11 protein-coding genes are annotated in these 13,103 nt (G+C 72.5%); 9 read left to right on the top strand and 2 right to left on the bottom strand.

Annotation, left to right across the window (positions count from 1 at the left end; genetic code table 11):
* Nucleotides 1-207: 207 nt before the first annotated feature.
* Nucleotides 208-1,014: a bifunctional DNA primase/polymerase gene (locus tag ACFZCD_RS07000; protein WP_391828699.1), complete on the bottom strand. Its 807-nt coding sequence runs from the start codon at nt 1,012-1,014 to the stop codon at nt 208-210.
* Between the two features lie 1,068 nt (nt 1,015-2,082).
* Here ACFZCD_RS07000 and ACFZCD_RS06995 point away from each other — a divergent pair.
* The 3 genes from ACFZCD_RS06995 (at nt 2,083) to ACFZCD_RS06985 (ending at nt 5,847) form a co-directional block, all read left to right on the top strand.
* On the top strand, nt 2,083-3,774 hold the full coding sequence (locus tag ACFZCD_RS06995; RefSeq protein ID WP_391828697.1) for a PP2C family protein-serine/threonine phosphatase: 1,692 nt from the start codon (nt 2,083-2,085) through the stop codon (nt 3,772-3,774).
* 170 nt (nt 3,775-3,944) lie between these two features.
* A complete protein-coding gene (locus ACFZCD_RS06990; protein ID WP_391828695.1) occupies nt 3,945-5,405 on the top strand; it encodes an aminopeptidase P family protein in 1,461 nt (486 codons plus the stop codon).
* 190 nt (nt 5,406-5,595) lie between these two features.
* The gene (locus ACFZCD_RS06985; RefSeq protein WP_391828693.1) at nt 5,596-5,847 is read left to right on the top strand and encodes an SCO4226 family nickel-binding protein; all 252 of its coding nucleotides are present in this window, start codon (nt 5,596-5,598) and stop codon (nt 5,845-5,847) included.
* A gap of 67 nt (nt 5,848-5,914) precedes the next feature.
* Here ACFZCD_RS06985 and ACFZCD_RS06980 read toward each other — a convergent pair whose 3' ends face one another.
* The gene (locus ACFZCD_RS06980; RefSeq protein ID WP_391828691.1) at nt 5,915-6,385 is read right to left on the bottom strand and encodes an ATP-binding protein; all 471 of its coding nucleotides are present in this window, start codon (nt 6,383-6,385) and stop codon (nt 5,915-5,917) included.
* Nucleotides 6,386-6,608: 223 nt separating this feature from the next.
* Between ACFZCD_RS06980 and ACFZCD_RS06975 the strand changes: the two genes are divergently transcribed.
* From ACFZCD_RS06975 to efeB, 6 genes are all read left to right on the top strand, one after another.
* On the top strand, nt 6,609-7,442 hold the full coding sequence (locus ACFZCD_RS06975) for a hypothetical protein (protein WP_391828689.1): 834 nt from the start codon (nt 6,609-6,611) through the stop codon (nt 7,440-7,442).
* A gap of 284 nt (nt 7,443-7,726) precedes the next feature.
* Nucleotides 7,727-8,470: a YcnI family protein gene (locus tag ACFZCD_RS06970; protein ID WP_391828687.1), complete on the top strand. Its 744-nt coding sequence runs from the start codon at nt 7,727-7,729 to the stop codon at nt 8,468-8,470.
* Nucleotides 8,471-8,523: 53 nt separating this feature from the next.
* On the top strand, nt 8,524-9,177 hold the full coding sequence (locus ACFZCD_RS06965) for an SCO family protein (protein ID WP_391828685.1): 654 nt from the start codon (nt 8,524-8,526) through the stop codon (nt 9,175-9,177).
* Complete coding sequence (locus tag ACFZCD_RS06960; protein ID WP_391828683.1) at nt 9,177-9,653, top strand: copper chaperone PCu(A)C; 477 nt, start codon at nt 9,177-9,179, stop codon at nt 9,651-9,653. Before ACFZCD_RS06965 ends, ACFZCD_RS06960 begins: the two co-directional genes overlap by 1 nt.
* A gap of 6 nt (nt 9,654-9,659) precedes the next feature.
* Nucleotides 9,660-11,612: a copper resistance protein CopC gene (locus ACFZCD_RS06955; protein ID WP_391828681.1), complete on the top strand. Its 1,953-nt coding sequence runs from the start codon at nt 9,660-9,662 to the stop codon at nt 11,610-11,612.
* Nucleotides 11,612-13,063, top strand: coding sequence for an iron uptake transporter deferrochelatase/peroxidase subunit (gene efeB / locus ACFZCD_RS06950; RefSeq protein ID WP_391828679.1), 1,452 nt, complete (start codon nt 11,612-11,614; stop codon nt 13,061-13,063). The genes ACFZCD_RS06955 and efeB overlap by 1 nt, the downstream gene beginning before the upstream one ends.
* Nucleotides 13,064-13,103: the final 40 nt, after the last annotated feature.

Below are 13,103 nucleotides of genomic sequence, written 5' to 3'. Positions count from 1 at the left end.
CGGGGCCGCGCGGTGGAATCCCGCAGAACTCGGACGGGCTTACACCCGTACGAGTGAGAGCGCGTGCGTCTCCCGTCCGTACGCGCTCTCCGTGTGCTCGTTGTGTGCCTGTCGCGCTCGTCCTGCCCTACGCGCTTGTCGCGCCCGCTTCCCGCGCCGACGCGCGGGGTTCCCCGTCAGGACAGTCACTGCGCCGTCGCATCGACGTCAGTACGCGAGCCGGCTGCCGCCGCCCGGCGTCCCCGTGCCGGCGCTCTCCTCGACGAGCACGTCGACCAGAGCGGACACGTCCGGCAGCCAAGGCCGCGCGGGCCGGGTCGTACGTTCCTTACGCTCCCCGCGCTCCGCCCGATCAGCACGGAACGTACGGATCCCGCCACTGAAGGCGCCCTTGACAGATTCGGCGGAACCACCGGCCCTGGTCGGCCCGCCCGGACCCGCCGGCTGCGGCGCCCGCTCCCAGCGCACCCGCCCCGCCCCGGTGGGCGACGGCGGCAGCGCCACGAAGCCGCCCTCCCCGTGGAAGAGCAGCGAACCGGGCACCCAGTCCTGCCGGTGGAGCAGCTCGCCGAGGACCTCCAGGGAGTAGGGGGCCACGAGGAGGGCCCAGCGGGTGGGAGTGGCCACCACGGGCCCCAGGCGGATGCCCGCGCGGTCGAACGCCGCCAGGGCGCGTGCGCCGGCCACCGCGGGCAGGCTCACCGCGCACGGCGCGCGACCGCCCGTGGCGAGCACCACCGGTGCGTCGGGACGGTTGGTCCACCACCACCGGACCATCCGGGCGTCCGTGGTGGCCGCCAGCAGCCCCGGGTCGAAGGGGTGGGCGCCGGGGGCCGCGCAGTCGGGCTGCGGGCAGCTGCACCGGCGCAGACGCCCGCCGTCGGGCCTCAGGCCCACGCCGGGCAGTACGGGCCACTGCCATTCGGTGGCATAGGCCAGGGCCGCGGTGAGGACCGCGGACCGGTCGCCTCGCCTGAGCGAGAGCTTGCGTCGCCTTCCGGGGATCTCGCGCATGAGCGCTCGTTCCTTTCCGTGAACGCCGAAGTCGGGGACCCCTGCGGTGGCAGGGGCCGTAACGCCATCGCACTGATGGACTGCATGCGTGCACTTCTGATCTGGAGCAGATGGAGCAGACAGAGCAGGTGGAACAGGTGGAGCAGATCGAGCGGAGTGGAGCAGATGGAGCAGATGGAGCGAAGTGGAGCGGGCCGTACTCACTGGAGCCTTACTGCCTGGAGCGGTACTGCCTGGAGCGGTACTACCTGGAACCGTGCTGCCGGACCGAACGGCCGTACCGGTGGAACCGAACGGCCGTACCGGTCCCGGCCGTGCCGCGGAGACCCGTAAGGCGCTGCAGGGCTCTGCACAACCCTGCTCGGCCCTGCATGGTCATTGCACGGCACTGCGGGACTGCCTACTGGAACTGCACCTGAACTGCTTCCGGGCCGCGTCCGAACTCCATGGCACTACGGCCCGACATGGCGCGCCGCTCAACACGCCGTGGCTCTCACCAAGCCGGCACACCACGTGGTGGATCACAAGTCACTGCTTGTACAACGCAGCGCATCACGCCACGGGCCGAGCGTGAAACATGGCGGGGGGTGGCGCGCGTATGGCGCTTCGTGCTGAGCCTGTCGCCCCTCGCCGGCGGCATGGGTCTCCCCGTCGCCCTCGGGTGCGGGCGCGGCCGTCGCCGGTTAAGACGCTCGGGCCCGCCGCCGGGTTCCGGGGCGGCCCCAACTGCCCCTGCCCTTCTCCGTGTACGTACCCACCGGGGTGGATATGACGCGCTGTCGAGCAACGTCAGTCGACCGCAAATCCATGGCCTCGGGACCATTTTCCGGCCATCTTTGAAACCCCATAGACACCACCAATCCCACCGGTTCAATGCTGGACATTCCCTTGCCCGGGCGTGTACATGTGGAGCACTGATAGCACGCAACGCGACAGGGGGTTTGCGATGCTATTCATGAGAAAACACAGGTCAAGATGGTGGTCAAGAGGGAGCGGCGAAGCGCCGCGGGCCCTGGTGCACATGAGCGCCCGGAGCACCCCGCCGCAGACCGGCCCGGGCAGCCGGCCATGACCACCCCCCACCTGCCGAAAGTGGCCGGAATCAATCCTCCGGTCCCTGCTCCCGCGCAGACTCCGGCCCCCGCATCCGCCACCTCCCCCGCGGATCCCCACTCCCCTGCCGCTTCCGACGGACCCGGCACTTCCGGCGGTTCCGGCGGGCCGGGCACGCCGGACGGCGCCGGCGTGATCGGCGGCCGGGCCGCCGCAGCCGCCCCCGACGGCTCCTCCGGTGCCGCCCTCCTGCCCGGGCCCGTCCTCCCCGCGCCCAACGCCGTCGTCCAGGACCACCTCGCGGGCTGGATCTCCGACCTCACCACGCTCCAGGAGCTCACCGAGCGGCTCACCCGCACCACCAGCCTCGATGCCGCCCTGCACGAGGCGCTGCGGGCGGGCGCGACGCTCGTCGGCGCCCGCCGCGGTCTGGTCACCCTGCACCCCGCCACGGGCCCCGGCCACGACCACGCCGTCACCGTCGGGCTCGGGCTGAACCACGCGGACCTCGGCCACATCGAGACCATCCCGGAGCCCTCCGGCCCGAACGCCTCCGATCCGAACGCCTCCGGTCCGAACGCCTCCGGTCCGAACGCTCCTGGTCCGAACGCCCCCCGTCCGAACGTCTACGATCCCGACGCCTCCGATCCGCAGACGGCGACCGCGTACGGCCGGCTGTTCGACGATCTCCCGCCGGCCGGCTCCCGGAGCGGAACGGCCCACCCCGACATCGCGGCCGACGAGGGCCTCGACCCGCGCCACCGCGAGGTCGCCGCCCGCCTCGGCTACGGCGCGAGCTATGCCCTCCCGCTGGAGACCGAGCACGCGGGCCGGATCGGCGCGGCCGTCTGGCTCTACGACGAGCCGGCCGAGCCCACCGAGCGGCAGCGCCATCTGGCCGGCCTCTACCGCGACCACGCCACGGAACACCTCAGCCGCCAGCTCGAACTGGCCGAGGCCCGGCAGACCGTGGCGACCCTCCGCGAGGAGCTGCTGCCGAGCCGCCTGCCCCGGACGCCGGGCATCCGGCTCGCCGTCCGGCACCGCACCGGCCCGCTGGGCGGCGGCGACTGGTACGACGCGCTGCCGCTGCCCGAGGGCGCGCTCGGCCTGGCCGTGGGCGGAGTAAGTGGTTCCGGTCCGAGTGCCGTGGCGGCCATGGGGCGGCTACGTGCGTCCCTCCGCGCGTACGCCGTCATGGAAGGGGAGGATCCGGTTGCTGTCCTCTCCGACCTGGAGCTCCTGCTGCGGCTCACCGAGCCGTCCCGCGCCGCGACGGCCGTCTTCGCGTACTGCGAGCCGCCCGACCGCAAGGTCGTCCTGGCGGGCGCGGGCCACTGCCCGCCGCTGATCATCGGCGACCACCGCGTCGAGTTCGTCGAGACCTCGCTGTCCGCACCGCTCGGCATGCTGGCCTGCTGGGAGGCGCCCAGCGTGGAGATCGAACCGGCGCCCGGAGAAACGCTCCTCTTCTACAGCGACGGGCTGCTGCACCGGACCGGCCGGCCGATGGACCGCGCCTTCGCACGGCTGCGCACGGCCGCTGCGGGCGTCCCCAAGGCCGCGCGCAGGGATCCGGAAGCCATCGTCGAGCACGTGCTCCGCACCGTGCTGCCGCAGGAGAGCGACCGCGACAGCCACCTGGAGAGCTCCGCCGAGTGGGAGGGAAGCGAGGACGTCGTCCTGCTCGCCGCGCACTTCGAGTGACCATCGACCGCTTGTTGTGACCGCCGCGCACTTCGAGTGACCGCCGCTCGCTTCGAGTGACCACCCACCGCCCAGCCCGCTTCGGATGATCCACCGCTGCTTTTCCCCATAGTTTCCTCGTATTTCGGTCGCACATACGATGGAAAGCGCCCCGTCCGAGGAGGAGAGCAGTGACCGAGCAGCAGCCCGCGCCCGAGAATCCCGAAGGCGACGAGCCGATCAAGCAGCGGAAGAACGGCCTCTACCCGGCCGTCTCCGACGAGCTGGCGGCGAACATGAAGACCGGCTGGGCCGACACCGAGCTGCACGACCTGCAGCCCGTGGAGCAGGCCCCGCACACGGCCCGCCGCCGGGCCGAGCTCTCCGCGCGCTTCCCCGGGGAGCGCCTGGTGATCCCTGCCGGGAACCTGAAGACCCGCTCGAACGACACCGAGTACAGCTTCCGCGCCTCCACGGAGTACGTGTACCTCACCGGTGACCAGAGCCAGGACGGCGTGCTCGTCCTGGAGCCCACCGGCCCCGAGGGACACCGGGCGACGATCTACCTCCTGCCCCGCTCCGACCGGGAGAACGGCGAGTTCTGGCTCGACGGCCAGGGCGAGCTGTGGGTCGGCCGCCGGCACAGCCTCGCCGAGGCCGAGCAGCTGCTGGGCCTGCCCGCCAAGGACGTCCGCGAGCTGGCCGGCGCGCTGCGCGAGGCCACGGGCCCGGTGCGCGCCGTCCGCGGCCACGACGCCGGCATCGAGGAGGCCCTGACCGACAAGGTCACCGCCGAGCGGGACGAGGAGCTGCGCGTCTTCATCAGCGAGCAGCGGCTCGTGAAGGACGCCTTCGAGGTCGGCGAGCTGCAGAAGGCCGTGGACTCCACGGTGCGCGGCTTCGAGGACGTCGTGAAGGTCCTCGACAAGGCGGAGGCGACCTCCGAGCGCTACATCGAGGGCACGTTCTTCCTGCGCGCCCGCGTCGAGGGCAACGACGTCGGCTACGGCTCGATCTGCGCCGCCGGCCCGCACGCCACGACCCTGCACTGGGTGCGCAACGACGGCGCGGTCCGCTCCGGCGACCTGCTCCTGCTGGACGCCGGCGTGGAGACGAACAGCCTCTACACGGCCGACGTCACCCGTACGCTGCCGATCAACGGCACGTACGACGCCCTCCAGCGCAAGATCTACGACGCCGTGTACGAGGCGCAGGAGGCCGGCATCGCGGCCGTCCGGCCGGGCGCGAAGTACCGCGACTTCCACGACGCGGCGCAGCGCGTGCTCGCCGAGAAGCTGGTCGAGTGGGGTCTGATCGAGGGCCCTGCGGAGCGCGTCCTGGAGCTGGGCCTGCAGCGCCGCTGGACCCTGCACGGCACCGGCCACATGCTGGGCCTGGACGTCCACGACTGCGCGGTGGCCCGTACGGAGACGTACGTGGACGGCGTTCTGGAGCCGGGCATGGTGCTCACCGTGGAGCCCGGGCTGTACTTCCAGGCGGACGACACGACCGTGCCCGAGGAGTACCGGGGCATCGGCGTCCGGATCGAGGACGACATCCTCGTGACCGAGGACGGCAACCGGAACCTGTCCGCTGCGCTGCCGCGGACGTCCTCGGACGTCGAGGCGTGGATGGCGGCCCTGAAGGGCTGACGACGTCGCTGCCCGTGCGTGAGCCGGGTGAGCCGCATGAGTCGCTGAGCCTTGGTCCCTCCTGCAGGAGGGACCAAGGCTCACGGCGTTCCCGCAGTGGTGGGTCCGTGAGTGGTGGCCCGGGGGTCCGTGCGCGCATCATGGCCGGAGAAGGTGCACCCGGGGGGACCCCAGGGAGGTGTGAGGAGCCATGGGCAAGTTCATGGACGTCCATCACGGCATGCAGGGCATCACGGCCGAGCAGCTCAAGGAAGCGCACCGCAGGGACCTGGCCATCGAGGCGGAGGAAGGCGTGCACTTCGAGCAGGCGTGGGCGGACCCGAAGTCGGGCACGGTCTACTGCCTGTCCGAGGCGCCCTCGGCGGACGCGGTCAAGCGGGTCCACGCCCAGGCCGGCCACCCGGTCACGGAGGTCCACGAAGTAGCGCTGACGGTCTCCTGACCGCTGACGCTGCCGGTGTCCTGAGCGGAGCCGGTGTCCTGACCGGAGCCGGGGCTCCGGGGGCGGCTCACGACGCCCGTAGCAGCGCCGCGTCCTCTCTCCACTTGAGGATCTTGTCGAACGTGACGACGGCTCCCTGCCGGCCGGGACGGTTCCGGACGCGGACGTGATCGGTGAGCGACTCGATGAGGAAGAGCCCCCTGCCGTGCTCGTCCTCGGCGGGAGCGAGGGGCCTGGGGGGCTGCGGGCGCCGGCTGCGGCGCTCGTGCGGGCGCGGCTGCCCCGGGAAGCCCGGGCCCGAGTCGGTGACCTCGATCCGGCAGGTGTCTCCGTCGATGAACGCCGTGACCAGGTAGCCGGTCGAGGAATCGCCGCCGTGCTCGACGGCGTTCGCACACGCCTCGCTCAGAGCGAGCGAAAGGTCATAGGAAATATCGGGGTCGACGCCGGCCGTCTCCATGGCGCCGACGAGCAACCGCCGCGCGAGCGGAACGCTCGCGGCCTCGCGCCGCAGATGGAGTGACCACCAAATGCTCATGCTCCAGCCTCCTGGCCGCGGCTCGACATACCGATACGTATAGCCAGCACTGACACCCCGTAAGCCTCCCGAGTGTGTGAGACCGCTCATTCGGACGACGCGCCCGGTGGATGCATCGGTGTATGGCGGCGTACGCAAGTGCGCCGGTGCGCCCCCGTCGGGTGGAGATCGAGCGCCCCCTGCCGTAGGGGAGGAGTAAGCCCGGTGGGATGATGGCGCAGCCATGTCTCACCCCGTCGGGCGTGTCGGCGCCGATCTGCGACTGATCCGGGCCGCGGTGTTCACCGCGGTCTGCGTTCTGCTGTCCGCGGGCGGGCATGTGCTGGCCTCCTGTGCGCGGGTGCCGCTGTGGACGCTCGCGGCCGGTTTCCTGGTCGTTCTCGCCGTGGCGCTGCCGCTGGCGGGACGGGAGCGCTCGCTGCCGTCGATCGCGGCCGGCCTGGCCGCGGGGCAGCTCGCGCTGCACACCCTCTTCGGCGTCGGCCAGCAGAGCGCGGGCATGGCGCCGCGGCACACGGCCGCCGAAGGCCGGATGATCGACTTCGCCTCGAAGCTGATCTGCAACCAGCCGCAGCTGATGTCCGCGTCCGCCGCCCGCCGTGTCATCACCGACGCCGGTCTCGACCCGGCCGTGCACCCCATGCAGCCGGATGCTGCGGCCGCGGCCGCCGGGCAGGCCGCGGGGGCGTCCGGCGGCGTGCCGTCCGGCTCGCTGCTCGGGTCCCTGCACGACGCGCTCCCCCTCTCGCTGCCGATGCTGCTCGGCCACCTCCTCGCGGCGCTGGCCGCGGGCTGGCTGCTGCGCCGGGGCGAGGTGGCGCTGTGGCGCTTGGTGAGGCTCTCGGAGCAGTCGGCGCGCGAGGTCGCGCAGACCCCTCTCCTCCAGGCCCTGCGCACCGCCTTCGCCCTCGCGGGCGCCCTGCGCGAGCTCGTCCTCGGGAAGCCGGTGGCCGTCGTTCCGCGTACGGCCGCGGCCGAGGAGCGGCCCGCGGCGGAGCCGGCTCTCCAGCACTCCGTGATCAGGCGGGGCCCGCCTGCCCTGGCCCTCGCGGCCTGACGACGTACCGCCGCCGTATCTCCTCTCCGATCTCCTCTCCGCCGTAAGGACCCTCGGGCCCGCCGTAAGGGCCTCTCGGGTCCGGCGTACGGGCCCTCGGGCCCGGGCTCTTGAGCGCCCCGGTTCTTCTGCGTGCGCTCGCGTACGGCTGTGCCTGCCCGCATTCCGGCAGGCCGCCCCGGGGTGAGAGAAGCAGTCCGGGCAGGAAGGCGGTCGCACCGTCGTCGTCACCACCGCACGCGTGCCACCCCTCCCCTGTTCCCTCCTGTCTCCGGAGTGTCCCCATGAACGCCAAGTCCGCTCGCCTTCGCCGTCTCCCGGTCATCGGCACCGTCGCCGCCGGCGCCGTCCTGCTGCTCGCCGGCCCCGCCTCCGCTCACGTCTCCGTGCAGCCCGGCACCGCCGAGAAGGGCGGCTACAGCACCATCGCCTTCAAGGTGCCGAACGAGAAGGACAACGCCTCGACCGTGAAGCTCGAGGTCACGCTCGACCCCAAGCACCCGCTCGCCTCGGTGATGCCCCAGCCGGTCCCCGGCTGGGAGGTGAAGGTCGAGAAGGCCAAGCTGGACAAGCCGCTGCAGATGCACGGCAAGACCATCGACGAGGCCGTCAGCAAGATCACCTGGACCGGCGGCAAGATCGAGCCGGGCCAGTTCCAGCAGTTCCCGCTGTCCGTCGGCAAGCTGCCCGACGACGCCGACGAGCTGGTCTTCAAGGCGCTCCAGACGTACTCCGACGACGACGTCGTCCGCTGGATCGACCCGTCCAAGCCGGGCGGTGCCGAGGCCGAGCACCCGGCGCCCACGCTGAAGCTCCTCGCCAAGGGCGCCACCGTCCAGGGCGGCGACCACCACGATGACAAGAGCGACGGCAGCAAGAGCGAGAACGCGGCCGGTGACTCCGGCAAGGACGACGGCGGCTCCGGCAGCGACACCACCGCCCGCGTCCTCGGCGTCGTCGGCATCGTCGTCGGCGTGGCCGGCGTCGCGTTCGGCGTGCTCGCCGGCCGCCGCCGCCCGACCGCCTGACACGGGGCCGTCCCGCTCCCCGGCACCACCACCCCTCCCTGGAGAAGAGCTCCATGCGCACCAGAATCCTGGGCGCGGCCCTGGCCACGGCCGCCGCGCTCACGCTGACCGCCTGCGGCGGCGGCTCGGACGACGGCGGCGACAAGCCCGTCGCCGACGTCTCCGCCCAGCCCAAGAAGCCGGCGATCACCCTCGACAGCCCGAAGGCCAAGCCGGACCTGGTCCTGACGGACACGAACGACAAGAAGTACGAGCTGGTCAACGAGACCAAGGGGCGGCCGCTCCTGCTCTACTTCGGCTACACCTACTGCCCCGACGTCTGCTCCACCGTCGTCGCCGACATCGCCGCGGCCGAGAAGTCGCTGCCGAAGGAGGACCGGGAGAAGCTCCGGGTCGTCTTCGTCACCACCGACCCGGAGCGCGACACCCCCAAGCGGATGCGCGAGTGGCTCGACGCCCAGGGCGGCCAGGACATCGTCGGCCTCACCGGCGACTTCGCCACCATCCAGGCGGCGGCGAAGGGCATCGGCATCTTCGTGGAGAAGCCCAAGAAGGAGAAGGACGGCTCCATAACCGTCAGCCACGGCGCCGAGGTCGTCGCCTTCTCGCCGAAGGACGACGGCGGCCACTGGATCTACACGACCGAAACCACCAAGGACCAGTACTCCAAGGATCTCCCGAAGATCATCAAGGGGGAGAACCCGTAATGCGCAAGACCACCGCCGCCACCGCCGCCGCCCTGCCGCTCGTCCTCGCCGGAGGGCTCCTGCTGCTCACGGCCTGCCAGTCCGAGAAGGACGCCCTGGCCTCCGGCAAGCCGGAGATCTCGGTCAGCGGCGCCTACCTGCCGCAGCCCGCGATGACCGACATGGCCGCCGCCTACCTCACCGTCACCAACGACGGCAGCAAGGCCGACCGGCTCACCAAGGTCACCAGCCCGCTCTCCGGTGACATCACCATGCACACCACCGAGGGCTCGCAGATGAAGCACGCGACCACCCTCGACGTCCCGGCCAAGGGCGAGCTCAAGCTCACCCGCGGCGGCACGCACCTGATGCTCGGCAAGCTCGGCCACAAGCCGGACGTCGGCGAGAAGGTCGAGTTCACGCTGCACTTCGCCACCGCCGGGCCGGTCAAGGTCCAGGTGCCCGTGGAGTCGACGACGTTCCGTCCCAAGGACTGACGTGCGATGAAGACCCTGACCGCCGGGCGGCTGCTGCCGGTCCTCGGCACGCTGCTCGCCGCGCTGCTGTGCGCGCTCGGGCCCGGTGCGGGCAGCGCCTCGGCACACGCCGCGCTGACCGCCACCGACCCCGCCTCCGGATCGGTGGTGCCGGCCGCGCCCGGCCGGGTGAAGCTCACCTTCTCCGAAGGCGTCCTGCTGAGCGCGGACTCGGTGCGGGTCCTCGACCCGCAGGGCAAGCGCGTCGACGAGGGCAAGCCCGCCCACGTGGACGGCCGGTCCGACACGGCCGCCGTCGGGCTCGCCGGCGGGATCGCCGACGGCACCTACACGGTGGCCTGGCAGGCCGTCTCCGCGGACAGCCACCCGGTGGCCGGGGCCTTCACCTTCTCCATAGGCGCGCCGTCGAAGACGGCGGCCGAAGTGCCGGCGGCCGGGGCCGACCCGGTCGTCGACGCGCTCTACACCACGGGGCGGTACGCGGCCTATGCCGGCCTCCTCCTCCTCGTCGGCGGCTGTGTGTTCGCGGGCGTGTGCCGCTCCTCTCGGCCCGTGCAGCGGACAGCGGTCGGCGGCTGGATCACTCTCTTCGCCGCAACCGCGGTGCTCCTGCTGCTGCGCGGCCCGTACACCGGCGGCAAGGGACTCGGTTCCTCCTTCGACCTCACCCTCCTCGGCGACGTGCTGGCCACGAAACCCGGGGCGGCACTGCTGTCGCGGCTGTTGCTGCTGAGCGCCGCGGCCGTGTTCCTGGCCGTGCTGTTCGGCTCGTACGCCCGCGAGGACGGCGACCGCACGGGCATCGAGCGCCGTGACGTCGCCTACGGGCTCGCGATCGGCGGCACCGTCGTCGCCGTCGGGCTGGCGGCGACCTGGGCGATGGCCGAACACGCGTCGGCGGGCCTCCAGCCGTGGCTCGCGATGCCGGTCGACGTCCTGCACCTGCTGGGCGTCGCGGTCTGGCTCGGCGGCCTGGCCGCGCTCCTGGCCGCGTTGTGGTCCGGAGAACCGGTCCGCCGCGCGGAAGTGCAGCGCTTCTCCCGGCTCGCCTTCACCTCGGTGTGCGTCCTGGTCACGACCGGCCTCTACCAGTCCTGGCGGCAGGTCGGCTCGTGGGGCGCGCTCACCGGTACGGAGTACGGTCGTCTGCTCCTCCTCAAGGCCGTGCTCGTGGCGGGCATGGTCGCGCTCGCGTCCTTCTCGCGGCGCTGGACGGGCCGGCTCACCGACGGCCGCCCCGCACCGAAGAAGACGGCCCCGGCGGCCGGGCAGGCCCGGCTGGACCGGCCGGGCAAGCCGGCCCGGGCAGCGGCGGCCGGGCAGGGCCGGACGGCCGGACCGGTGAGCTCCTCCCGGAAGGACAAGGCCGCCTCCCCCGAACGGGCCGCCCAGCTCGCCCGCCAGCAGGAGGCCCTGGAAAAGGCCGCCGGGCGGCGGCGACGCGACGCGGACGAAGGCCGGAGCGGGCTGCGCCGCGCCGTCCTGGCCGAGGCCGGGGTCGCCGTCGTCCTGCTCGCCGTCACCACCCTGCTCACGGGCACCCAGCCGGGCCGGGCCGAGACCGAGCAGCGGCAGGCGGCCGCAGGCGGCCCCCGTCCCTCGGGTCCGGCCGCCCCGGGACCGGCCGTGATCAGGATCCCGTATGACACCGGTGGGGCGAACGGGCGAGGCACGGCCGTCGTACGTATCGACCCGGCGCGCTCGGGCAACAACTCCCTCGACGTCTCCGTGACCGACCCGGCCGGCCAGGCCGCCGACGTACCGGAGCTGGAGGTTTCCTTCACCGAGAAAGAGAAGAACATCGGCCCGCTGCGGACGTCCCTCAAGCGCGTCGCCGCCGGCCGCTGGCAGGCCGCCGGCTTCCAGCTGCCCATGGCGGGCACGTGGCAGCTCACCCTGACCGTACGGACCTCCGACATCGACCAGATCACGGAGCTCAGGAACGTGAAGATCAACTGATGGCTGAACGATCCCAGGATTCCCAGGACCCGAAGCAGGACCCGAAGCGGGACGCAGAGCAGGACGCGCGGGAGAACACGAGGGAGGACGCGAAGAAGATCGCGGAGGAGGGCGCGAAGGCCGCCAAGCCCGCCGAGCAGGGCGCACAGCGGTCCGCGGAGCGGGACGCCGGACAGACCCTGACGTCCCCGAAGACGGCGAAGGCCGGCCGGGTGGGCGCGGGGAGCGGCGTCAGCCGACGCCGGCTGCTCGGCACGGCAGGCGCCGCGGGCGCGGCCGGGCTCGTCGCGGGCGGTGCGGCCGGCGCGTTCGCCACCGAGACCGTACGGAAGGACCCGGACCCGCTGACCGGCCTCGGCTCCGCGAGCCGGTCCTTCCACGGCGCGCACCAGGCCGGGATCGCCGACGAAGCGCAGGCGTGCGGTCACCTCCTCGCGTTCGACCTCGCGCCGGGGGCCGACCGCAAGGCCGCCGCCGCGCTGCTGCGCCGGTGGTCGGCCACCGCGGCCGACCTCATGGCCGGGAAGACGCCCAGAGGCGACGAGTCCGGGGTGGCGCTCGATGCGGGACCCTCCTCGCTCACCGTCACCTTCGGCTTCGGCCGGACGTTCTTCGACCGGACGGGTCTGACCGACAAGCGGCCCGTCGCTCTGGAGCCGCTGCCCACCTTCACCGCCGACGCGATCGACCCCAAGCGCAGCGACGGTGACCTGTGGGTGCAGATCGGTGCCGACGACGCGCTCGTGGCCTTCCACGCGCTGCGGCTGCTCCAGCAGCAGGCCGCGGGCACGGCACGGCTGCGCTGGCAGATGAACGGCTTCAACCGGACGCCCGGCGCCACCGCGCAGCCGATGACCGGCCGGAACCTGATGGGCCAGATCGACGGCACGAACAACCCCAAGCCCTCGTCCCCCGATTTCGCCGCCAAGGTCTACGTGCCGGAGGACCGCAGCGGTGAGGACGCCTGGATGGCGGGCGGCTCGTACGCGGTGGTCCGGCGCATCCGCATGCTGCTCGACACCTGGGACCACCTCTCCCTGGAACGCCAGGAGAAGGTGATCGGGCGCCGCAAGTCGGACGGGGCGCCGCTGTCCGGCGGCACGGAGACGACCCGGCCGGACCTCAACAAGGTCCGCGCGGACGGGTCGCTGGCGATCGCCGGCGACGCGCACATCCGCGTCGCCTCCCCGGCCACCAACCGTGGTGCGACGATGCTGCGGCGGGCGTTCTCCTACCATGACGGTTTCCTCGACGACGGTGCTCCGGATGCGGGTCTGCTGTTCATCGCCTGGCAGGCGGACCCGATGAAGGGCTTCGTGCCGGTGCAGCGGAAGCTGGACCGCGGGGACGGTCTCTCCCGCTTCCTGCGGCACGAGTCGAGCGGCCTCTACGCGGTGCCGGGCGGCTGTGCGCCGGGCGAGTACGTGGGGCAGCGGCTGCTGGAGGGCTGACGGAGCGCCTCGGGGCGCCGGGTCGCACTGGGTATCGTGG

It is taken from the genome of Streptomyces sp. NPDC008001 (assembly GCF_042958085.1).
Lineage (GTDB): Bacteria > Actinomycetota > Actinomycetes > Streptomycetales > Streptomycetaceae > Streptomyces.
The sequence above is the reverse complement of the archived record's forward strand: the minus strand, read 5'-3'. Positions and strand labels throughout refer to the sequence as shown.